Annotated in this window: 24 protein-coding genes; 17 read left to right on the top strand and 7 right to left on the bottom strand. The window is 63.4% G+C overall.

The features are described 5' to 3' along the window. Positions 1-51: 51 nt before the first annotated feature. Positions 52-924 carry an MOSC domain-containing protein gene (locus tag C484_RS19060; protein WP_006827517.1) on the bottom strand — a complete coding sequence of 291 codons (873 nt, stop codon included), beginning with the start codon at positions 922-924 and terminating at the stop codon, positions 52-54. 342 nt (positions 925-1,266) lie between these two features. Between C484_RS19060 and C484_RS19055 the strand changes: the two genes are divergently transcribed. The 4 genes from C484_RS19055 (at position 1,267) to C484_RS19040 (ending at position 4,228) form a co-directional block, all read left to right on the top strand. Then, positions 1,267-2,778 (top strand): phosphoenolpyruvate carboxykinase (ATP), encoded by a 1,512-nt coding sequence (locus tag C484_RS19055; RefSeq protein ID WP_049915728.1) that lies wholly within the window; start codon positions 1,267-1,269, stop codon positions 2,776-2,778. A 183-nt stretch (positions 2,779-2,961) separates the two neighbouring features. Continuing rightward, entirely contained in the window at positions 2,962-3,150 is a 189-nt protein-coding gene (locus C484_RS19050) for an HEWD family protein (RefSeq protein ID WP_006827515.1), read from the top strand. Between the two features lie 197 nt (positions 3,151-3,347). Continuing rightward, positions 3,348-3,650 carry a divalent-cation tolerance protein CutA gene (cutA, locus tag C484_RS19045; RefSeq protein WP_006827514.1) on the top strand — a complete coding sequence of 101 codons (303 nt, stop codon included), beginning with the start codon at positions 3,348-3,350 and terminating at the stop codon, positions 3,648-3,650. Between the two features lie 104 nt (positions 3,651-3,754). After that, the gene (locus tag C484_RS19040) at positions 3,755-4,228 is read left to right on the top strand and encodes a 50S ribosomal protein L11 (protein WP_006109197.1); all 474 of its coding nucleotides are present in this window, start codon (positions 3,755-3,757) and stop codon (positions 4,226-4,228) included. A 209-nt stretch (positions 4,229-4,437) separates the two neighbouring features. Here the strand turns inward: C484_RS19040 and C484_RS19035 are convergent, their stop codons facing one another. After that, a complete protein-coding gene (locus tag C484_RS19035; RefSeq protein ID WP_049915727.1) occupies positions 4,438-5,055 on the bottom strand; it encodes a hypothetical protein in 618 nt (205 codons plus the stop codon). 197 nt (positions 5,056-5,252) lie between these two features. Here C484_RS19035 and C484_RS19030 point away from each other — a divergent pair, with 197 nt between their 5' ends. The 5 genes from C484_RS19030 (at position 5,253) to C484_RS19010 (ending at position 9,429) form a co-directional block, all read left to right on the top strand. Next, positions 5,253-5,885 carry a 50S ribosomal protein L1 gene (locus tag C484_RS19030; RefSeq protein ID WP_006109195.1) on the top strand — a complete coding sequence of 211 codons (633 nt, stop codon included), beginning with the start codon at positions 5,253-5,255 and terminating at the stop codon, positions 5,883-5,885. Position 5,886: 1 nt separating this feature from the next. Continuing rightward, on the top strand, positions 5,887-6,942 hold the full coding sequence (locus C484_RS19025) for a 50S ribosomal protein L10 (protein ID WP_006827512.1): 1,056 nt from the start codon (positions 5,887-5,889) through the stop codon (positions 6,940-6,942). A gap of 24 nt (positions 6,943-6,966) precedes the next feature. Next, the gene (rpl12p, locus tag C484_RS19020) at positions 6,967-7,314 is read left to right on the top strand and encodes a 50S ribosomal protein P1 (protein ID WP_006827511.1); all 348 of its coding nucleotides are present in this window, start codon (positions 6,967-6,969) and stop codon (positions 7,312-7,314) included. Positions 7,315-7,419: 105 nt separating this feature from the next. Beyond that, on the top strand, positions 7,420-8,091 hold the full coding sequence (locus tag C484_RS19015; protein ID WP_006827510.1) for an HAD family hydrolase: 672 nt from the start codon (positions 7,420-7,422) through the stop codon (positions 8,089-8,091). A 96-nt stretch (positions 8,092-8,187) separates the two neighbouring features. After that, entirely contained in the window at positions 8,188-9,429 is a 1,242-nt protein-coding gene (locus C484_RS19010) for a tripartite tricarboxylate transporter permease (RefSeq protein WP_006827509.1), read from the top strand. Between the two features lie 106 nt (positions 9,430-9,535). Here C484_RS19010 and C484_RS19005 read toward each other — a convergent pair whose 3' ends face one another. Next, the gene (locus C484_RS19005) at positions 9,536-10,366 is read right to left on the bottom strand and encodes a BtpA/SgcQ family protein (RefSeq protein WP_006827508.1); all 831 of its coding nucleotides are present in this window, start codon (positions 10,364-10,366) and stop codon (positions 9,536-9,538) included. Between the two features lie 130 nt (positions 10,367-10,496). Between C484_RS19005 and C484_RS19000 the strand changes: the two genes are divergently transcribed. Then, complete coding sequence (locus tag C484_RS19000) at positions 10,497-11,612, top strand: NADH:flavin oxidoreductase/NADH oxidase (RefSeq protein ID WP_006827507.1); 1,116 nt, start codon at positions 10,497-10,499, stop codon at positions 11,610-11,612. Between the two features lie 100 nt (positions 11,613-11,712). After that, complete coding sequence (locus C484_RS18995) at positions 11,713-12,300, top strand: cupredoxin domain-containing protein (RefSeq protein ID WP_006827506.1); 588 nt, start codon at positions 11,713-11,715, stop codon at positions 12,298-12,300. A gap of 21 nt (positions 12,301-12,321) precedes the next feature. Here C484_RS18995 and C484_RS18990 read toward each other — a convergent pair whose 3' ends face one another. Beyond that, the gene (locus tag C484_RS18990; RefSeq protein ID WP_006827505.1) at positions 12,322-12,915 is read right to left on the bottom strand and encodes a thioredoxin family protein; all 594 of its coding nucleotides are present in this window, start codon (positions 12,913-12,915) and stop codon (positions 12,322-12,324) included. A 200-nt stretch (positions 12,916-13,115) separates the two neighbouring features. Here C484_RS18990 and C484_RS18985 point away from each other — a divergent pair, with 200 nt between their 5' ends. The 5 genes from C484_RS18985 to C484_RS18965 all read left to right on the top strand — a co-directional run bounded on the left by C484_RS18985 (position 13,116) and on the right by C484_RS18965 (position 17,282). Next, on the top strand, positions 13,116-13,718 hold the full coding sequence (locus tag C484_RS18985; RefSeq protein ID WP_006827504.1) for a hypothetical protein: 603 nt from the start codon (positions 13,116-13,118) through the stop codon (positions 13,716-13,718). A gap of 99 nt (positions 13,719-13,817) precedes the next feature. Next, positions 13,818-14,303, top strand: coding sequence for an Lrp/AsnC family transcriptional regulator (locus tag C484_RS18980; RefSeq protein ID WP_006109185.1), 486 nt, complete (start codon positions 13,818-13,820; stop codon positions 14,301-14,303). A 10-nt stretch (positions 14,304-14,313) separates the two neighbouring features. Further along, positions 14,314-15,471, top strand: coding sequence for a pyridoxal phosphate-dependent aminotransferase (locus C484_RS18975; RefSeq protein ID WP_006827503.1), 1,158 nt, complete (start codon positions 14,314-14,316; stop codon positions 15,469-15,471). Positions 15,472-15,536: 65 nt separating this feature from the next. After that, a complete protein-coding gene (locus tag C484_RS18970; protein WP_006827502.1) occupies positions 15,537-16,772 on the top strand; it encodes a GNAT family N-acetyltransferase in 1,236 nt (411 codons plus the stop codon). 261 nt (positions 16,773-17,033) lie between these two features. Beyond that, complete coding sequence (locus C484_RS18965; protein WP_006827501.1) at positions 17,034-17,282, top strand: hypothetical protein; 249 nt, start codon at positions 17,034-17,036, stop codon at positions 17,280-17,282. 259 nt (positions 17,283-17,541) lie between these two features. Here the strand turns inward: C484_RS18965 and C484_RS18960 are convergent, their stop codons facing one another. Then, positions 17,542-17,760 (bottom strand): hypothetical protein, encoded by a 219-nt coding sequence (locus C484_RS18960; RefSeq protein ID WP_006827500.1) that lies wholly within the window; start codon positions 17,758-17,760, stop codon positions 17,542-17,544. 137 nt (positions 17,761-17,897) lie between these two features. On the opposite strand from C484_RS18960, the gene C484_RS18955 reads away from it, so the two are divergent. After that, positions 17,898-18,122: a hypothetical protein gene (locus tag C484_RS18955; protein WP_006827499.1), complete on the top strand. Its 225-nt coding sequence runs from the start codon at positions 17,898-17,900 to the stop codon at positions 18,120-18,122. A gap of 116 nt (positions 18,123-18,238) precedes the next feature. On the opposite strand, the gene C484_RS18950 is transcribed toward C484_RS18955, so the two are convergent. Further along, on the bottom strand, positions 18,239-18,847 hold the full coding sequence (locus C484_RS18950) for a dihydrofolate reductase family protein (RefSeq protein ID WP_006827498.1): 609 nt from the start codon (positions 18,845-18,847) through the stop codon (positions 18,239-18,241). A 39-nt stretch (positions 18,848-18,886) separates the two neighbouring features. Then, positions 18,887-20,080 (bottom strand): NAD(P)/FAD-dependent oxidoreductase, encoded by a 1,194-nt coding sequence (locus C484_RS18945; RefSeq protein WP_006827497.1) that lies wholly within the window; start codon positions 20,078-20,080, stop codon positions 18,887-18,889. Positions 20,081-20,146: the final 66 nt, after the last annotated feature.

Genomic DNA, 20,146 nt, shown 5'->3' with positions numbered 1-20,146 from the left:
CTTTGCCCGTGAGTACCAGATGTGAAAACGGGGGCGGGGCTGCTGACGGAGTTACTGCGGGACGCGCTGGCGCTCACCGACCGAAACTACGTCCCCGGTCTCAATCGCTGTTCCCCACGACGACTCGGTGACGTTCGTGGTGACCATCAACCGGAAGTACTGATCGAACCACGCCTCGCTCGCCCAGTCCGGCAGCGTCTCCCGGCGGCGCTCGATGAAGGTCTCTCGGAACCCGTCGGTCTGCTCGCCGGTGTCGGGGTTTCGCGTCGGAACCACACACCGCTGGCACGGGTTGATCCCCTGGAATGTGACTGCTCCGATAGTGAACGAAACTCCCTGGCCAGGCGGGCCGTAGAGGCGGTCTTCCCAGAACGCTGGAACGCCCTCGACCACGAGGTTCGGCCGAAGCCGGCGACACAGCTCCGGCGAATCGATGTCGTCGTACCACGATGCCACCGTCTCGAGCGTCGCTTTGGCAATTATAGTCGGGCCGGACGCGTCCGTATCGTCCGGAAATCCGCCCGCCTCGTTGCGAACGAGTTCAACGGGATAGCCGAGATACTCGGAGAGCCACGAGGCGAGACAGTCCCGGTCGAGTTCGAGGTGAAACGTATCGCCGTCTACAGTCGGGTCGCCGGTATCCGAGAGGGTCACCGTCTCGCGCTCAAGATCGTACTCGGTGCACAGTCCGTGAACCGCCGGTTCGCGCTTGCCGTTGACGTAGGTATCGCTTGCCTGCAGAGCGTGATCCGAACTCGAAATCGGCGGCGTGTCGTCGAGGGGCTCATCCTCACCGTTTCGCTCGACGATCGCGTAGCGCCGATCCCACGCCAGCCCACCGCCGGTCCGAATTGTGGCTGTCCGGAGCGTCACTGCATCGAGGGACTTGATCGGGTGAATACGGATTCGATCCAGGGAGGCCATCGCGCGTAGTAACGAGATACTATCGTTTATGTATGCACATTAGTTTCAGTTGGTGGTTGATAACGCAGCACAGACCAGAAAGCACATATTACTGCCGGGGTGAACACAGCAGACCGCGAAACAACGGCACGTCTTTCCCTCGGAGTTAGAATTATTTCTGATGTGAGTTCTCATCGCAACACCTCTGATTTCAGACAATCATTCCGCTGGGAAGGGAGAGACTATATATAGGTCGTAGAGACGTATGAGACGCCAAACACTGAATCCCGGTTCGGGAAGTCATGACACACTCAGCGCAAAATCCTCCACGTTTATACATCAGGATGGTGGTGGGTTATGTATATGTCCGAAACCGGGACGGAACCCCGTCCGCTGGATCAACAGCTTCCCGACCCAGTAACAGCGTCGAACGTTCGGCACAATCTATCGCTCACCGAACTTCGCGACCTCGCCTCCCACCAGGAGACGACCACCGAGTTCGGATCGCCGTCCTACGTCAGCGACGTCCGCTCGCGGAGCTCAGACCGGACGAAAAACGCCGTCGACCACGAGTTCACCGCGGCCGACGACGCGCTCGTCGAGGATGCAGTCGAACTCGCGGGTGAGCGCGAACTGGTCTGCGTCGATCGGCTGATGGGGCGACACCCAGAGGCGACCTTCTGTTGCCGGCTGTTCGTGCCCGTCGAACACGCCCGCCTCGCGCTCGGCTGGGCGAACCTGTTCGAGCCATCCGGCGGCCGCGAGCCCGATCTGTACACCGTCCACCTGCCGGACCACGAGGAGCGGGCGATCCGCGTCCTTCCCGAGACCGGCTTTACCGCCGTGCTCGGAACCGACTACATCGGCGAGGCCAAGAAGTCGTTCCTCCGCCTGTTCATGTACCGGATCAAGCAACAGGGCGGACTCGGCCTTCACGCCGGGAGCAAGCACGTTCGCGTCCGCGACGAAGACGGCAACCTCCAGAGCGTCGGCCAGGCATTCATGGGCCTTTCCGCGACCGGCAAATCGACGCTTACCTCCCACGGCTGCTGGCTCGACGACCCCGAAGACGCCTCGATGCGCCAGGACGACGTCTGTGCGCTCCTCCCCGACGGCTCGGTCGCCGGTAGCGAGGCCACCGGACTCTTCATCAAAACCATCGGCCTCGACGAGGACGAACAGCCCGGTCTCTACCGCGCCGCCACCGACGACTCCGCCATTCTCGAGAACGTCGCCGTCGACGACGACGGCACTGTCCACTTCGAGGAAGACCGATACACAACGAACTCGCGCGCGGTCGTCCGCCGCGACGAACTCGAGAGCGCGGACGACGAGATCGATCTGGACGACATCGACCAGGTCTTTTTCATCACCCGCAACCCGTTGATGCCCCCCGTCGCGAAGCTCAGCAACGACCAGGCCGCCGTCGCGTTCATGCTCGGCGAATCGATCGAAACCAGCGCCGGCGATCCCTCGCGGGCCGGCGAGTCGATCCGCGTCGTCGGGACGAACCCGTTCATCATCGGCTCCGAGGGCGAGGAGGGCAACATCTTCCACGACCTGATCGGCATCCTCGATGTCGACTGTTACGTCATCAACACCGGCTATCTCGGTGCACAATCCCAGGACATCGGCGTTACCGAATCGGTCACGATCCTCACCGAAGCCGCCCGCGGCACGATCGAGTGGACCGACGACGACCGAACCGACCTGACCATCCCCGAATCCGTTCCCGAACTCGATATCGAGGACTACTACGTCCCCGATCACGTCGACGACTACGACGAAGCAATCGCTGAACTCCGCGCCGAACGACGGGAGTATCTCGCCCAGTTCGAGGACCTTCGCGACGACATCGTCGACGCCGTCTACTGAGCGACGGACGGTCGAACGGTGGGGTGGTTCGGGACGCGAATGAGATCCAGGCGTCCCGGCACGCAGAACGGCGTCCGAAACGTGACGATCGATTTCGAAACCCGGCGTCGAGTTCACGAACGTCGAAGGCAGACCTTGCCGGACAGCCATACTGTTATGTGCGTCCAGTTCCCATCACCGGTAATGAGCGCACAGTTGCGGAAACCAACCGCACGAATCTGTGAGTCGTGCGGGCGCGCTGAGCACTGGGACGACGACCTCGAAGCCTGGCAGATCGCCCGCGAGAGCGGCACAAAACAGGTCGGCAGCCCGCACTGTCTCCACGAGTGGGACATCAACGGGAACTTCAACCCGGTCGCGACAGACGAGTAACGAGAGAACGGCTGCGGCAGGCGACAGCCGATCGCTGACGCCCGACAGCCGGCAGCAATCGATTCTTCCTCCGGGGCGCTAGTTATCTCGAGTTCACTCGAACAGCCGCGTCCGTCGATGCCCGTCGGTCGCTCTCGCACCGACCCGATCGTCTCCGTGGCTCCATCTTTGTATCCCGACGCCGTACATGGCGCCCGATGCCAACCGTCTACATCACCGCACCGCCCGAATCGGCCACTGAACTCGCCGAGATGCTCGTCGATGAGCGCCTCGCCGCCTGTGTCAACCGCCTCTCGACGACCTCGACGTACCGCTGGGACGGCGACGTGCACCGCGATGAGGAGGCCATCCTCCTCGCGAAGACCACCGACGACGCCTACGACGAACTCGTCGCCCGCGTCCAGGCGGAACATCCCTACGATGTTCCGTGTATCGAACGCTTCGACGAGACGGCTGAACTCGAGTCGTTCGCGGCGTGGCGTGCGGAGAGCGTCGAGTAACACCGTCACGTACCCGCGGTTCACCGAGTCGTGCGTCAGATCGTCACAGACGAGGACTGCCCGAAAAAGCAACCCTTAAAACTCGCGCACGGGTTGTGACGGGTATGGCTGGAACCATCGAAGTGCTCGTTCCGGGTGGCCAGGCCAACCCTGGCCCACCGCTCGGTCCCGAGCTCGGACCGACCCCCGTCGACGTGCAGGCGGTCGTACAGGATATCAACGACCAGACGGAAGCGTTCGACGGCACGGAAGTGCCCGTCACCGTCGACTACGAGGACGACGGCTCCTTCGAAATTGACGTTGGTGTCCCACCGACGGCGGCACTCGTCAAGGACGAGGCTGGCTTCGAGACAGGGAGTGGCGAACCTCAGGAGGACTTCGTCGCGGACCTCTCGATCGACCAGGTCAAGACGATCGCCGAGCAGAAACATCCCGACCTGCTCGCGTACGATACGAAAAACGCCGCAAAGGAAGTCGTCGGCACCTGCGCCTCGATGGGCGTCACCATCGAAGGCGTGGACGCCCGCGAGTTCAAAGCGAAAGTCGACGACGGCGAGTACGACGACGCACTCGCCTGATCGGGATACCGCTGACCGCTAGTAACGGCGCGTGATGGCGGGCTGTGATCACGAGTCATTTCATTTTTCGCCCGTCGAGATCGAGGGCCGAGACTCGTCTGTCACGGCCACCCACGTCGCGGATGTAAACCGCTGGAATAGCGCCGCAGAAGCGGTAAAAGATGGATCTGCAGAACACAGGTGTCTGGAAAGAGGCGGCGATCGATTTCTCAAATCTTGTTCGCGGGCGGAACGGTGCGCTCATCCGGAGCAGTCGTGCCGCCGGCACTCATCAGCACGCGAACGAACGCGCCGATACCGAGCGAGGCAACCAGGACGGCGAGAAGGATGGTGGCCCCTATCGAGAACCCTGCAACTCCACAGAGGACACTCCCGGCAAGAATTCCGGAGCCGAGCCGGTCTCGACCGAGTCGGGCCATCGTTGCCCGTCCGACAGCAACGAATCCGAGCACCAGGAGTATCGGGAGGGTCGTTCCACCGAGGAGAACCAGTGGAATGCCAAAGAAGATCCCGACGCTCTGTCCGACGAGGATATAGCCGGTACTTGCGAGCCCGGCGAGGACCAGCCCACTCGGAAGGCCGATACAGATCGAAATAACGGGACTTCGTCGCGCCGTTTCGACGGTCCGCGTGCCGTATCCCTGAACCAACCCCAGGACGACCAACGCGAGAACGACCGTTGCGGCGAACTGAAACCCGACCCGCCCGAGCGACCCGAGTGACCGATACGCCTCAACCGCTGCCCCCGACGTGAGCACCTCAATGACCGCGGACTCGGACCCGGACTCGGTTGCACCCATCCCCACGTATAAATCTGCTGGCCACATATTCGAATTCATCACTGTCACTCTTCATAGAACTTCTGGTCGGTGCATGCGCTTCGGAGACCGAGAGTCGAACACTGAACCGGTCGGGACTCCAGTTCGACGGGTTTAAGTTCGACATGGCACTTCTCTCAACAGAGACAGGCATTGCCTGTTTCACTGACCCGTAGGAGCACTCCTGCGTACTACGGAGGTGAACGATGGCAGATTCGGATATCGAAACCGCAGTGGATCGCGCACTCGAGGACGCGCCCGATCGGAACTTTACCGAGACGGTCGACCTCGCGATAAATCTGCGCGACCTTGACCTGAACGAACCGTCGAATCGTGTTGACGAGTCCGTCGTCCTCCCGTCCGGCACCGGACAGGAGACGCGTATCGTCGTTATCGCCGAAGGAGAGACCGGTGTCCGCGCCGAAGAGGCAGCGGACGAGGTCCTTTCGGTCGACGACGTCGCGGATCTGGACGACGACGACGCCAAAGATATGGCGGACGAGACCGACTTCTTCATCGCCGAAGAGGCGATGATGCAAGACATCGCCCGGCATCTCGGTACTATCCTCGGTCCGCGAGGGAAGATGCCGGACCCGCTCTCGCCCGACGACGACGTCGTCGAGACCGTCAACCGACTCAAGAACACCGTGCAGCTTCGCTCCGGCGATCGGCGGACGTTCCACACGCTCGTCGGCGCTGAAGACATGGATGCCGAAGACATCGCCGACAACATCGACGTCATCCTGCGTCGCCTGCACGCCGACCTCGAGAAAGGGCCCCAGAATATCGATGCCGTCTACATAAAGACGACCATGGGCCCATCCGTGGAGGTGGCCTAATATGAGCGCCCAGGCAGATCGCAAAACGGAGAACCTTCCCCAGTGGAAGCAAGAGGAAGTCGACGACCTCGAAGCACTCATCGAGAACTACGAGAGCGTCGGCATCGTCGGCATCGCCGGCATTCCCTCGAAGCAGCTCCAGGACATGCGCCGTGATCTCCACGGCACCGCAGAGTTGCGCGTCAGCCGCAACACGCTGCAAGTCCGTGCGCTCGAAACCGCTGGTCTCGACGATCTCGTCGACAACGTCGAGGGCCAGGTCGGCCTGATCGGAACGAACGACAATCCGTTCACCCTCTACAAGGAACTCGAGGCCTCGAAGACGCCGGCCCCGATCAACGAGGGCGAAGTTGCCCCGAACGACATCGTCATCCCCGAGGGTGACACCGGTGTCGACCCGGGGCCGTTCGTCGGTGAACTCCAGAGCATCGGCGCGAACGCACGCATCGAGGACGGTTCGATCCAGGTCATGGAGGACTCGACGGTCTTAGAGGCCGGCGGGGAAGTCTCTGCGGATCTGGCGAACGTCCTCAACGAACTCGGCATCGAGCCCAAGGAAGTCGGGCTCGACCTTCGCGCAGTCGTCGCCGAGGGCGTGCTCTTCGACCCCGAAGACCTCGACATCGACATCGAGGCCTACGAGAGCGACGTGCAGACGGCCGCCGCTCGCGCTCGGAACCTCTCGCTCAACGCACCGTTCCCGACCGCGACGACGGCACCGACGCTCATCGCCAAGGCCACGGGCGAGGCCAAGAGCCTCGGCCTGCAGGCCGCCATCGAGGACGAAGACCTCATGCCCGACCTCGTCAGCAAGGCCGACGCACAACTCCGTGCGCTCGCCGCCCAGATTGACGACGAGGAGGCCCTGCCCGCGGAACTGCAGGACGTCTCCGCACCCGCCGCAGGCGCGGCCGGGAGCGCAGACGAGGACGAGGACGAAGATGAAAACGAATCGGCAGACGACCAAGGCGCTGAGACCGACGACGTCGACACCGACGATGACGACGACGAAGACGACGGCGACGGCGCGGAAGGACTCGGCGCAATGTTCGGCTAATCAACACAACTGGAGGATACACCAATGGAATACGTTTACGCTGCACTCATCCTGAACGAATCGGACGAAGAGATCAACGAAGACAACCTCACCGACGTACTCGACGCCGCCGGCGTCGACGTCGAAGAATCCCGCGTCAAGGCGCTCGTCGCCGCACTCGAAGACGTCGACATCGACGACGCCGTCTCCGAGGCCGCCGCCGTCCCCGCCGCCGGTGCCGGTGGCGCTGCAGGCGGTGCCGCCGCAGCCGACGAGGCTGCTGACGAGGGCGAAGACGAAGCAGAAGAAACCAGCGACGTCCCGGACACCACGGACGAAGACGAGGAGGACGACGAGGCAGACGGCGAAGGCCTCGGCGAACTCTTCGGCTAAGTCGGCTCGCTATCGCGACGACACGGTCAATTCCAACTTCTTTCGACGTCCACCGCCGACAGTTACTTCTCGGTTTCGCGTAACTGCGTACTCGTGACATCCGCAGTGTACTTCGACCTCGACGGGACGCTCTGTTCATACGACACCTCCTTCGAGGCCCTGTTCCGACGAACCGTCTCCCTCTACGGTGAGCCGACCGACGTAGCGCACGAAACATATGTCGACCGACTGCTCACCGCACTCGATCGCTGTGAATCCGATCCATACCGTCGTGCATTCGAACCCGTCACGAAAACGATCACCCTCGACGTGACGCCAACGACACTCGCCGCAGAGTACTGCGAGCGTGAACTCGAGGCAACGGTCGTGACAGCGGACGCAAAACGTGTACTCGATACTGTCGCCGCGACGAATCCGACCGGCATCATCACCAACGGCGACGGCGAACACCAGCGAGCGAAACTCGACCGCCACGAACTCGCCGACCGGGTCGACGAAGTCCTCGTCTCGAACGACTGCGGCGTGCGAAAGCCCGACCGCCAACTCTTTGAACTCGCGAAAGAGTGCCTCGATGCGGACGAGTTCATCTACGTTGGCGATAGTTACGACGAGGATATTGTCGGGGCTCGCGAGGCCGGCTTTCGGACCGTGTACGTCGACGGCGGCTCGGTCGCCGTCGAGGACGCCGCCGCTGCGGACGGCATCGTCTCGAGCATCGGTGAGTTGCTCGACGACGATCCGCTTCCCGCGGCGCTCGAGGGGCCGTTCGCATCGTAGGCGTAGGCGGGTCGGGACGAGCCGAGCGGAAGCGAATCGGCGAGAGTGCGCGCCGCGGGCGCGAGTTTAAATCCGAAGACGCAGCCAGATGAAGCGATGGCTGTTGCCCCGGTCGAGTTCGTCACGAACCCAACCCTGACCCTGCAACTGCTCGCGTGGACGGTCGCGGGGGCAGGCCTGGGCAGTCTGAGTGGGCTGGTTCCCGGTCTCCATGCGAACAATTTCGCACTCCTGCTTGCCGGCGTCGCGGTCTCGGTCCCTGGACCGCCGTTGTTCATCGGCTGTGCGATGCTTGCAGCCGGCGTCGTCCATACCTTTCTCAACGTTGTTCCGGCGATGGCACTCGGCGTGCCGGATGCAGAAATGGCGGTGACGGCGCTACCGGGACATCGAATGGTGCGTGACGGACGCGGATACGAGGCGATCCGGCTGTCGGCGCTCGGGAGCGTGCTCGCCGTCCTCGTTGCGGTGCCGCTCGCGATTCCGGTCACCCGGGTGATGACGGCGGTATATCCGACGATTCGAGCGAATCTGTCGCTCGTGCTGGCCATGGTCGTCGTCGCGCTAATTGCCTCGGAGTTCACCTGGCGGGCTCGCCTCGCCGGCTTGCTTTCGTTTTCGCTCGCGGCGGGCCTGGGACTATTGACGCTCGATCTCTCGCCGGATGCACCGCTCGAGGCGGGTGGTACCCTCGCACCGCTGTTCGCCGGCCTCTTCGGAGCGCCGGTGTTGATCGATGCACTCGTCGGGTCGGGCATTCCACCACAGCACGACGGCGAGATTGCGATGTCTCGTCGACTCGTCGGTGCGACGGCTCTCGCCGGCGCGCTGGCGGGTGCGATCGTCGGCTACATACCGGGGATCTCGGCCGCTATCGCCGCCGTTGCAGTGCTCGTCTTCGTTCCTGGAAACGCCGGCGATCGCGGCTACATCGTCGCGACGAGCGGCGTCGACACCGCGAATACGATCTTCGCGCTGTTCGCACTGGTCGCCATCGGCCAGCCACGCACTGGCGTCATGGTCGCCTTCGAGAACGTGAACGCGCCGCTCGAACTACCGATCCTCCTTGTGGCTGTCGTCCTCGCCGGGCTGATCGGGTTCGTTCTCGTGATCGTCGTCGGCGAGACGTATCTCGAACTCGCCGGCCGCGTTGCGTACTGGAAGATTTCGACGGCCGTCCTGGGACTGCTGCTCGCGCTCTCGTATCTGTTCACGGGGCCGCTCGGCATCGCCATATTCGTCGTCGCGACCGTGGTCGGGCTGGTCCCGGTCCGGTTGCGCGCCCGCCGAGTTCACCTGATGGGCGTTCTGATCGGCCCGTTGGTGGTCGGTTTCTGAGACGGTCTGCGGTACCGATTTGTCAGTTGCCGGTGCACTCGCAGACGGGCACGACGGTCGCGGCTGTTCGGAACTGACTGCCGGTGCTAGCAGTCCGTCTGAGCGGCTAGGGGTTACGTGCGGCTGCGACGACCGCCTCGACACGGTCCGACGACACGGGGTTGGTCGTCTCGCCGTCTTCCTTGAGCGCCGTGCCGACGATAACGCCGTCCGCGCCGGCATCGAAGTACGTGGCAGCGGTGTCTTCGGTGACGCCGCTGCCGACGAAGACCGGTGGCCGAGCGTGGCTATCCTGTGCCGCGAGTTCGGTGGCGGCGCGTTCGATGTCGCCGCGATCGGTCTGGGAGCCGGTCCCCGATCCGGAGACGATGACGCCGTCGGCCTTGCCGCGGTCGACGGTTTCGCGTGCGACCCGCTCGAGAGAGGGCGTGCCAACGGGTGTGGCGTGTTTGACGTGTACATCCGCGAGAATCGCCACGGCAGGTGCGATTCGGTCGCGGAGTCGGACGGTATCGTGCGCCTGTCCCTCGAGAACCCCCTGGTCGGTCGCGGCCGTGCCGACGTGGACGTTGACGCGAACGAAGGCGGCGTCGACTGCGGCCGCGATCGAGAGCGCCGCGTCTGCGTCGTTTCTGAGAACGTTGATACCGAGCGGCACATTGACCGCGCGCCGAACGGCCGACGCCAGCGCGGTCATATCGGCGACGACGTGAGCGGGTACGTCGTCGGGATAGAACGGCGCGTCGCCGAAGTTCTCGACGAGAATCGCATCCACGCCGCCCGTTTCGAGCCGTCTTGCGTCTTCGAGTGCGCGTTCGCGGATCGCATCCCGATCTCCGCTCGAGTCGGGAGCGCCGGGGAGCGCTGGGAGGTGAAGCATGCCGATCACCGGCCGGTCGCTGTCGAACCGGTCCGAAAGCGAAATCCGTGGTGCCATGTTGCAGACTCCGTCGTGGGACCGATAAATGAGGGGGACTCTCTGGCGTGCGCCATGCCGACGTGATCGCGAGTCGGCAAGGTCATCGCCGTCCCCGGGCGTTTTCTTCGCGCCATCGCTAGACCCGTCGATGGCAACCACCGACTCCGATGTCGACGATGCCGATTTGCAATCGTCGCTTTCGCTTCGCGAACTCGACATCCCGAACCGGATCGCCGTCTCGCCGATGTGTCAGTACTCCTGTGACACCGACGGTCTCCCGACCGAATGGCACCGCGTCCACCTCGGCAGTCGCGCCGTCGGCGGCGCGGGCATCGTTATGACCGAGGCCACCGCCGTCGAACCGCGCGGACGGATCACCCCTCACGACCTCGGCATCTGGACGGACGAACACGCCACCGAACTCGAGCCGATCACCGAGTTCATCCGCGAGCAGGGGTCTGTCCCAGCGATTCAACTCGCCCACGCCGGGCAGAAGGCGAGCAAAGCAAAACCGTGGGAGGGTAACCTACCGCTCCAGCCCGATGACGGCGGCTGGGAAGTGCTCTCGCCGTCGCCCGACGCCTACCCCTCCTTCCCCGGCGATCGGCCGGCGATGCGAAAGGCGACCGTCGAAGACATCCAGGGCGTCATCGACGCCTACCGCGACGCCGCAGAACGGGCGCTCGACGCCGGGTTCGAAATCGCCGAGGTCCACGCCGCACACGGCTACCTGCTCCACGAGTTCCTCTCGCCGGTGACGAATCACCGCGAGGACGACTACGGCGGCAGCTTTGAGAACCGAACACGGTTCGTCCGCGAAGTCGCAGCGGCCGTCCGCGAGGTCTGGCCGGATGACAAGCCGGTCTTCGTCCGCATCTCGGGAACCGACTGGCTCGACGACCGCGAGTCGTGGGACGCCGAGCAGTCCGTCCGTCTCGGGGCTGCACTCAGCGAAATCGGTATCGACCTGCTGGACGTCAGCTCCGGCGGCCTCCATCCCGACGAGCAAATCGATGGCGGGCCGAACTTCCAGGTGCCGCTGGCCGAACGAGTCGACGACGGCGCGGAGTTGGCCGTCGGTACCGTCGGCGGCATCACCGAACCCGAACAGGCGGACGCGCTCGTACGAAACGGGCGCGCCGACCTCGTCTTCGTCGGTCGCGAGTTCCTGCGCGATCCGTACTTCGGCCTGCGGGCCGCGGATGAACTCGATGAGGAGGGCGAATCGGCGTGGCCGATCCAGTATCGCCGGGCGGTTCAGTAGACCGCGGAGCGGCGGCCGATCCGTTATCGACGGATGTTACAGCTGCTGAGAATATCCACGGCGCTTCAATTACGTGGGGAAGCTAGTCGGGGACGAGACAATGACCGATCGATACCAGCATCGGCGGACCGTCCTCCGAACTGCCGGTGTGGCGGCGGGAACCGTCCTCGCGGCCGGCTGTCTGAGCGGGGCTGACGACGGGAACGGAACCGAAAACGAGACCGAAACCCAGAACGACGATGGGAACGGGACGACAACGGCGGACGGCAACGAAACAGCCGACGGGGACGACAACGGAAACGACGACGGCGAGGGCAAGAACGAGACCAACCAGGACATCGATCCCGATGCATGGATGGATGTTGAGACGATCGAACTCCGCGCCGTCATGAACGGCTGGGAGGGCGTCGCTCCCGATCCAATCGCCGGAGAGACCAACCCGACGCTCGTTCTCTTTGCCGGCCAGGAGTACACGTTCACCTGGACCAACGCCGACGGCCTCCCGCACAACATCGAACTCTGGGACGAAACCGGTGAACTCGTCGATGACGACTATGGAACCGATCTGATGCAAAAACAGGGCGAAACGCAGACACTGAACGGCGTCACGGCGAGCAAGGAAATCGCCACCTATCGGTGTGAGCCACACGACACCATGCAAGGTGACGTTCGGATCGTAAGTGAGTGACGCCGCGGGGCCTTTTCTCAGCTACTCGTCCGCCCACTTGATCGAACAACCGCGAGAGGGCTGCCACTCGAGTTCCACCTCCTCGCCGGCGAGGACCGAGTCGATGGCTTCGCGGATGTGAAAGCGCGTCGGCTCCTCGTCCGGGTTCAGGGCGTTGTCGAGTCGACCCTGATAGGCGAGACTGAATGCGGTGGTGTCGTCACTGCTGCTGTCGCTCCCGTCGCCGTCGGTCCGACGGAAGAGGAACGGATCCGGCGTGCAGGCTGCACCGTAGGCCGCGGCGACATCCTGGGACTCGTCGCGGAGGTAGGCGTCGTACCGGACCGTTCCGTCGTCGACGAGTTCGCGCATGCGCTCGAAGGAGTCATCCGGATACTCCACCTCGTCGTTGGGGTTGATGCCGACGACGGCGACCTCGTCGTATTCGGCGGCGAGGTCGTTCAACAGGTCGAACTTCGCCTGCGCGTACGGGCAGTGGTTACAGGTGAAGACGACGAGCAGCGCCTCGTTGTCGGCGAACGACTCGAGCGTGTACGTCTCGCCGTCCGTGCCCTCGAGTTCGAACGCGGGGGCGGTATCGCCGGCCGAGAGTTCGGTATCGGATTCTTTCGCCATACGAATCGTTTTGTCAGGTTCCGTCATATAACTCCCGACGCAAGGGCGCGAGTATGAACGGCGGGCCGCGCAGGCGAGCGGAGAGACGAGGTTCCGTGCCGGGAGAGTGAGCGAAACGAGAGTACGCGCGAGCGACTGGTCAGCGCTCGTGTGTTCCACGACAACCTACATATTTGTACCCGCCGCCGCATCGATGGGGTATGCAAACGCTCGAAGTTACCGACGAACAGTACGAGTTCATCCAACGACTCCGCGAGGAAATCTCTCGAGACGTTGTCGGCCGGTACGGGTTCGTTCGCGAGCGAGACGCGTTGCAGTTCCTGATCGACAACATCGACGAGGAGGTCGCGGACGCAATCGACATCGACGCCGAGTTTTCGGCGACCGAGGACGTGGCGGCGTCCGTCGGCGCGGCGATCGACGGCGAGGCCGATCCCCACGCGCTCGAGGAGATTTCCTACGACGAGTCTGGTGAACTCGGCGGTGACGCGGACGACGAGAAGAGCGATGGCGATACCGCTGCAGATTCGGCAGACAGTAGTGATGAGACGGGCGGCGACACCGATAGCGACGCGGAAGACGGTGGAGACGACGAGGGAGAGAGCGAGGACGGCGACGGCGCCGACGCCGACGACGACGAGATGTTAGACGAGATGATGAGTCTCCTCGAAACCCACGACGACAAGTGGGAGGAATCGTCCTCATCGGATTATCGCTACACCGTTACTCTTCCCGACGGCTCGACGGAGGACGTGCAGACGAAAGACGACGTGCGGGCGCTGTTGTTCAAGAATTATCGGTAATCGGCTGGGTCGCAGTTCGCGATCCTCGTCCGCCGCGACCACTATAACGAAAAACGACAAAGAACAACGTTTTTACTCGCGGTCGCGCTTCGCAGTGGTATGAGTGAACGCGAGGTGCTCGAGTTGCTTCGTGAGAACGCGCGCTATTCGACGGCCGATATCGCGCGAATGACCGACCTCGAGGAGGACGAGGTCGCCGCAGTAATAGACGATTTGGAGGCAGCAGGCGTCGTCCGCGGCTACCAGGCCGTCGTCGACTGGGACGAACTCGAAACCGAGCGCGTCCGGGCCGAAGTCGAGTTGAACGTCCGCCTCGACCGCGAAACTGGCTACGACGACATCGCAGAGCGCCTCGCGCGATTCCCGGAGGTCAAAGCCCTCCGACTCGTCAGCGGCGACTACGACTTCGACATGGAGGTGGAGGGCGACTCCATCCGCGAAGTGTCGCAGTTCATCAGCGAACAGGTCGCGCCCGTCCCCGAGATCACCCAGACGGTCACCCACTACGTGATGACCTCCTACAAGGAACACGGGATCGAGTTCGGCGACGGCGAGGACGACGACCGACTCTCGTTCTCACCCTAATAGTATTAGTATGCCTATCGAACTCTCAGACCGCGTGCAGACTGTTCCGCCCTCCGGTATCCGGCGGTTCTTCGAAATCGCCGAGGAACGGGACGACGTGATCTCGCTCGGCGTTGGCGAACCCGACTTCGCGACGCCCTGGGCCGCCCGCGACGCCGCGATCGCCTCGTTAGAGGCGGGGAAGACCTCCTACACCGCAAATCGAGGGAAACGCGAACTCCGGGAGAAGATTTCCGACTACGTCGCGGACCGCTTCGAGTTGGGCTACGACCCCGCCGAGGAGATCATCACCACCGCCGGCGCGAGCGAGGCCGTCGATCTCGCCTTCCGCGCGCTCGTCGATCCCGGCGACACGGTCGCGATCGCCCAGCCGTCGTACATCTCCTACGAACCCGGCGTGATCTTCGCCGGCGGCGAGGTGCTGTCGGTTCCCACCAGGGAAGCCGACGAGTTCAAGCTCACGGCGGAGGGACTCGACGTGGCCGGGGCCGCCGACGCGGACCTGCTCGTCCTCTGTTATCCCAACAACCCGACCGGGGCCATCATGAGCGAGGCTGAACTCGAGCCGATTGCGGAATTCGCCCGCGAGCACGACCTGACGGTGCTTTCGGACGAGATTTATGCCGAACTGACCTACGACGGGGAACACACCTCGATCGCGACGCTCGAGGGGATGCGCGAGCGCACCATCGTCTTCAACGGGTTCTCCAAGGCCCACGCGATGACGGGGCTGCGACTGGGCTACGCGCTCGGTCCGTCGGCGGCGATCAACGCGATGAACAAGATCCACCAGTACACGATGCTCTCGGCACCGACGACGGCCCAGCACGCGGCGATCGAGGCGCTCGACTCCTGTGCGAACGACGTGGTCGAAATGGTCGATCAGTACGACCGCCGCCGCCAGTTCGTCCTCTCGCGCTTTCGCGAGATCGGGCTGGACGTCTTCGAGGCCGAAGGCGCGTTCTACTGCTTCCCGGAGGTCCCCGAGGGCTGGACCGCGGAGGAGTTCGCCGAGGACGTGCTCCGGGAGCAGGGCGTGGCAGTCGTTCCCGGCGATGTCTTCGGCGCGGGCGGCGAGGGCCACCTCCGGGTGTCCTACGCGACCGGGCTGGGTGACCTCCGCAAGGCGCTGAACCGGATCGAGGCGTTTGTCGACGAACACGTCTAGACGGGCGGGCCACGCACCCACACACCACAGGAACGTTCTTCCCGGTTGCCCCCGCTTGCGTTCGTATGGTCGATTACCGCCCTCTGTCGGATCAGCGAGCCGTCTTTCACGAGTTCAGAAGCTACGCGTTCAGACCGGATTCGGGCGTCCCGCCGTACGAGCCGGACGAGCACGACACGCCGCGTGCGCTGCGCGGCGCGCGCCGCGGGATCTACGAAAGCGCGGACGCGGCCGACGACGATCCGCGGAGCGTCTGTCGGCACTACTGGCTCGAGGCCACCGTCCGCGGCGAGACGCATCCGATCGCCGGCCTCGCCTCCGTCGCGACGCCGCCCGAGTTCCGCCGGCAGGGGTACGTCCGCGAACTGCTCGCGAACTCGCTCGCCGAGTACCGCGAGCAAGACCGTCGGTTCTCCGTCCTGTGGCCGTTTTCCTACGGCTTCTATCACAAGTACGGCTGGGAGACGAGCAACCGGATCGTCACCCACGAGTTCGATCCCGAGGTGTGCTCGTTCGCGACGGCGGCGGACGCGGCGTCGGTGGGCTCGTTTCGGCCGGTCGAGGCCGACGAGTTCGGCGAACTCGTGCCGGTCTACGAGCGCCACGCCGAGCGGTACGCGCTCGCGATCGATCGCGACGAGGACTGGTGGCGACACCGCACCTTCGCCGGTCACGACATCGATCCCTACGTCTACGCCTTCGAGCGCGACGGCCGCGTCGCGGGCTATCTCGTCTACACGATCGACGGGGACCGAGGCGACTGGACGATGGCCGTTTCGGAACTCGTCGCCGCGGACCACGAGGCGTTCCTGGCGCTGCTGTCGTTCTGTCACACGCACGATTCGCAGGTCGAGCGCGTGCGGCTTCGGCTGCCGGCGGACGCCCCGTTCCGCGAGGCGGTCCGGGCTCCCGACGAGGTCGAGACGACGGTGACGAACGGGCCGATGGTTCGGATCGTCGACGTTGCGGAGACGCTGTCGGCGCTTTCCTATCCGTCGACCGCGGAAGCCGCGCTCACGCTTTCGGTGACGGACTCGCTCGCGGACTGGAACGACGGGCTGTTCGAGCTGACGGTGGCCGACGGCCGCGCTCGCTGTGAGCGTGTGAGCGAAACTCGCGACAACGACGCGACGGCCGATGCGACACTCGACATCGCCGCCCTCTCCGAACTCGCCGTCGGAACCCGCTCCGCGACCGAACTCGAGCGGACGAACCGACTGGAGGCAGCGGACCGGGAACCCGTGTCGACGCTCGCTGAACTCGTGCCGAAGACGCCCGTCTACCTCGGCGAGTTCTTCTGAGCTGACAGCAGGGCTCCTTCCCGACGTTCAGCGGTAGATATAAGTCACTATAGGTTACAAATTAGAACGGAAGCCACACCGGACACGAAAGTGTCCCGGATGTACCAGCATCCGAGACGTGGCTTCCAACCCTAGCGGTTGTAGCCATGTTTGCGTACATTCTCACGGGATATAAACATCCCGCACGACTGATGTATCGTGCGATTCGACCAGCAGCGATCTTCTTCCACGGAATTACGAGCACAACGGGTGGCAATTGGGATGAGTGACGACGCTGACGCCGACGGCGATACCGACAGCAGTGCGAACGACACCGACCAGCCCAGCCGTTCCGAGCCGTTCGAACTGCCGCGCTGTCCCCGTTGCGGGACGCCAATCGCACAGAAAACCATGATCGGACCTGGTGAGGCCATCGCCGGCCCCTGCGGCTGTCGTGTCGCCCCGCCGGACCCCGATCCCGGCCCCGACCCTAGTTCAGAGCCAGATCCCGACCGATCCGGGCCAGACTAAGCCACCGCGAAACGAGTTCACGAACTGAACTCGCGTCGCGGCGGTCAGCCGAGTTGTCGGCGGGTGTTCGAGACGATCACAACCACCACAACCACATCGAACCCACCACACTCGCACCCGTCGATGCACTCGGCCCGGAATCGCGACGCGAGCAACTGGGCGACCTCGAGTCTGTAACTGTGAACTGTGATTGTGAACTCGCAGTACGGTAGACGCGATTTCGACCCGTATTCTCTCTCATCGCCCACTGGAACGACGGTTACGCCTCGTCCGGTTCGAGCCGTTGGACGCTGATCGCGATGAAGTAGACGAACATGAACAGGAAGAAGCCGGCGGTGAGCGGAATCAGTCGTCTATCGATAACGGCGAGGTCCAGAACCGCCGCCGCGGCGATGCCACCGAGATAGACCAGAATGATGAATATTCCAATCGCGTAGTAAAAGCGGATATCGGATTCAAAGTGCTCTTGAAGGCCCATAGCGCCCTGTTTCGAGACGGGCGAGAAAAGGATACTGGTCCCCTCTAGTAACCGCTGCAAAAGGACGCCATAAAAGAATAGACCGGTGCACTGAACAGCAGAGGAAAACCTATGATGTTTCACGAGAAGTATTAAATATGAAACAGGACTTCGTAGAGCGGAATTTCGCTGTGAGATTTCTCCTCGGAGTAGGCGTCATCATGGCAATGGCAGTTGTTGGAGAACGACTCGGTATCGGCCTGTTAGAATACGGCGTTCCATATGGAGACTGGATTGGTGTCGCTGTCGGAGCAATCGGCGTCTTCATCGCATTTGCGGCAGTGTACACTCACTTCGATTCAGTCTACGGGGATCGGCTGTAACTATTACTCGTCTATTTTAGCGCCTGTTCGTATCGGACTCCGGTAGCCGAATAGTGAATATGAAACCTGTTCTATGACACCCTCACTGCGAGTCAAGATACACGGTCGCATAGCCGTCATGCGATCGGTGTGTGACTAGTTGCAGTTGTTACTATAGAAACGACACGACCGGAGTCAACGCCCGTCGTCGACTCGATCCGGTATCGGAGTTCGACGAGACCGCCTCCGCGGGTCGTCGTCTCGAGCAACTCCAGGTCGCGTCGCGGCTCGTCCGTCCCGAACAACGAAATCCCGCTGCCGAGTATCACCGGAACGAGGTGCAATCGAAGTTCGTCCACGCAGTTCGCACGCAGCATCGACCGGGCGAGTGCGCCACCGCCGACCAGCCAGATTCTGTCGTGGTTCGCTCGGAGGTCGGCGACGAGTTCAGCGAGCTCCCCGTCGACCAGCGACACGGCGTCGCTGGCGAGGGGCAACTCGCGGCTCGTGAGAACGTATGTCGGCCGGTCTTCGTAGGGCCACGCGCCGAATTCGAGCACCTGTTCGTAGGTCCGCGATCCCATGACGAGACAGTCGACGCTCGCGAAGAACTCGTCGTAGCCGTCGTCATCCGAATTCGCGCCGTCCGACTCCTGTTGGAACTCGTCGAGCCAGTCGACGCCGCCGTCCGGCGTTGCGATGAAGCCGTCGACGCTCGCGGCGATGTAGAGGAGCAGTTCGCTCATCGTCTCAGTTGAAGTAGTCGCGTTACCCGATGGCCGCGCTCAGACGACATTGCGCTCCGTTCGTTCGGCAGCCTTCTCCTCGTCCGTCCCCTCGAAGCGGTCGCTCGAGAGCGCGTCGATACCGAGCAGCGACGCCTCGCCGTCGACGGCGAGTTCGGCGACGAGTTGGCCGGTCGCGGGGGCGTGCTGGAAGCCGTGCCCGGAGAAGCCGGCCGCCGTGATGAAACCGGGAACCGTCTCCTCGACGATGGCCGTATCGTCGGGCGTCACGGCGTACAGGCCCGCCCAGCCGCGCTTGACCGCGGATTCGGGACCGAAGTAGGTCGTCCACTCGGCGGCGGCTTCGAGCGCGTCGATCGACCACTCGAAATCCATTGATCGAGCGTACCCGTCGGGATCCGACGCCGAATCGTTGTCGGCGAAATGTCCGCCGACGAGTGCATCACCGTCGCGGTCCGGTCGGAAGTACGAGCCGCTTTCGAGGTCGATCGTGAGCGGGTCGGTTTCGGGAACCGCGGTTTCCGGCTGGACGACGGCGATCTGCCGTCGCTTGGGCGTGATCGGCAAGAATACATCGGCCATTGCGGCGATTTCGCGCGCCCACGGCCCCGCGGCGTTAACGACGATGTCGGCCTCGAGGCGTCCGTCGGGCGTTTCGACGCCCGTTACTCGCGCCCCGCCAGTACCGTCACCGCGGTCGCGATCGCCCGCTCGAATCACATCGGTAACAGGCGTTTGCGTCCGAACATCGACACCCGCAGCAGCCACAGCCCGAGCGTACGCCTGCAGCGCCAGGTGCGGGTCGGCGAAGCCGTCCGTCGGCGAGTACGTCGCCGCGACGAACTGATCGGGATCGATCCCGGAACAAATTTCACACGCCTCGGACGGATCGAGAATCTCGCTTGGAACCCCGCGGTCGTTTTGCATCGCGACTCGCTCCTCGAACGCCGCGGCGGTCTCCTCGCTGCGCGCGAGGAAGAGATACCCCGTCTTCCGGTAGTCGATTTCGGCACCGAACCGCTCGGTGAACTCGTTCCAGACGCGCATGCTCTCGCGGGAGAGTTCCACGTTGATCGGCGACGAAAACTGTGCGCGGATGCCACCGGCGGACCGTTCTGTGCTCCCGGTGCCGATCGATCCCTGTTCACAGACGGTCACGTCGACACCGCGGTCGGCGAGTTCGAGCGCGCTCGAGAGGCCGACGATCCCACCGCCGATGACGACTCCCTTCATTGTACGCTGTTGGTTATCACCACGGTATCAATAAGCGTTCGGCTGCGATCGATCTTTCCCGCTGTT

The organism is Natrialba taiwanensis DSM 12281 (assembly GCF_000337595.1).
GTDB lineage: Archaea > Halobacteriota > Halobacteria > Halobacteriales > Natrialbaceae > Natrialba > Natrialba taiwanensis.
The sequence above is the reverse complement of the archived record's forward strand: the minus strand, read 5'-3'. Positions and strand labels throughout refer to the sequence as shown.

Excerpts from the sequence above, each read along its gene's own strand:
- C484_RS18990 (WP_006827505.1), bottom strand. The coding sequence starts at position 12,915 with ATGGCGAAAGAATCCGATACCGAACTCTCGGCCGGCGATACCGCCCCC.
- C484_RS19060 (WP_006827517.1), bottom strand. The coding sequence starts at position 924 with ATGGCCTCCCTGGATCGAATCCGTATTCACCCGATCAAGTCCCTCGAT.
- C484_RS18985 (WP_006827504.1), top strand. The coding sequence starts at position 13,116 with ATGCAAACGCTCGAAGTTACCGACGAACAGTACGAGTTCATCCAACGA.
- C484_RS18970 (WP_006827502.1), top strand. The coding sequence starts at position 15,537 with ATGGTCGATTACCGCCCTCTGTCGGATCAGCGAGCCGTCTTTCACGAG.
- C484_RS19000 (WP_006827507.1), top strand. The coding sequence starts at position 10,497 with ATGGCAACCACCGACTCCGATGTCGACGATGCCGATTTGCAATCGTCG.
- C484_RS19050 (WP_006827515.1), top strand. The coding sequence starts at position 2,962 with ATGAGCGCACAGTTGCGGAAACCAACCGCACGAATCTGTGAGTCGTGC.
- C484_RS19005 (WP_006827508.1), bottom strand. The coding sequence starts at position 10,366 with ATGGCACCACGGATTTCGCTTTCGGACCGGTTCGACAGCGACCGGCCG.
- C484_RS19040 (WP_006109197.1), top strand. The coding sequence starts at position 3,755 with ATGGCTGGAACCATCGAAGTGCTCGTTCCGGGTGGCCAGGCCAACCCT.
- cutA (WP_006827514.1), top strand. The coding sequence starts at position 3,348 with ATGCCAACCGTCTACATCACCGCACCGCCCGAATCGGCCACTGAACTC.
- rpl12p (WP_006827511.1), top strand. The coding sequence starts at position 6,967 with ATGGAATACGTTTACGCTGCACTCATCCTGAACGAATCGGACGAAGAG.
- C484_RS18955 (WP_006827499.1), top strand. The coding sequence starts at position 17,898 with ATGAAACAGGACTTCGTAGAGCGGAATTTCGCTGTGAGATTTCTCCTC.
- C484_RS18950 (WP_006827498.1), bottom strand. The coding sequence starts at position 18,847 with ATGAGCGAACTGCTCCTCTACATCGCCGCGAGCGTCGACGGCTTCATC.
- C484_RS18945 (WP_006827497.1), bottom strand. The coding sequence starts at position 20,080 with ATGAAGGGAGTCGTCATCGGCGGTGGGATCGTCGGCCTCTCGAGCGCG.
- C484_RS19055 (WP_049915728.1), top strand. The coding sequence starts at position 1,267 with ATGTCCGAAACCGGGACGGAACCCCGTCCGCTGGATCAACAGCTTCCC.
- C484_RS19025 (WP_006827512.1), top strand. The coding sequence starts at position 5,887 with ATGAGCGCCCAGGCAGATCGCAAAACGGAGAACCTTCCCCAGTGGAAG.
- C484_RS18975 (WP_006827503.1), top strand. The coding sequence starts at position 14,314 with ATGCCTATCGAACTCTCAGACCGCGTGCAGACTGTTCCGCCCTCCGGT.
- C484_RS19010 (WP_006827509.1), top strand. The coding sequence starts at position 8,188 with ATGGCTGTTGCCCCGGTCGAGTTCGTCACGAACCCAACCCTGACCCTG.
- C484_RS18965 (WP_006827501.1), top strand. The coding sequence starts at position 17,034 with ATGAGTGACGACGCTGACGCCGACGGCGATACCGACAGCAGTGCGAAC.
- C484_RS18980 (WP_006109185.1), top strand. The coding sequence starts at position 13,818 with ATGAGTGAACGCGAGGTGCTCGAGTTGCTTCGTGAGAACGCGCGCTAT.
- C484_RS18995 (WP_006827506.1), top strand. The coding sequence starts at position 11,713 with ATGACCGATCGATACCAGCATCGGCGGACCGTCCTCCGAACTGCCGGT.
- C484_RS19030 (WP_006109195.1), top strand. The coding sequence starts at position 5,253 with ATGGCAGATTCGGATATCGAAACCGCAGTGGATCGCGCACTCGAGGAC.
- C484_RS19035 (WP_049915727.1), bottom strand. The coding sequence starts at position 5,055 with ATGTGGCCAGCAGATTTATACGTGGGGATGGGTGCAACCGAGTCCGGG.
- C484_RS18960 (WP_006827500.1), bottom strand. The coding sequence starts at position 17,760 with ATGGGCCTTCAAGAGCACTTTGAATCCGATATCCGCTTTTACTACGCG.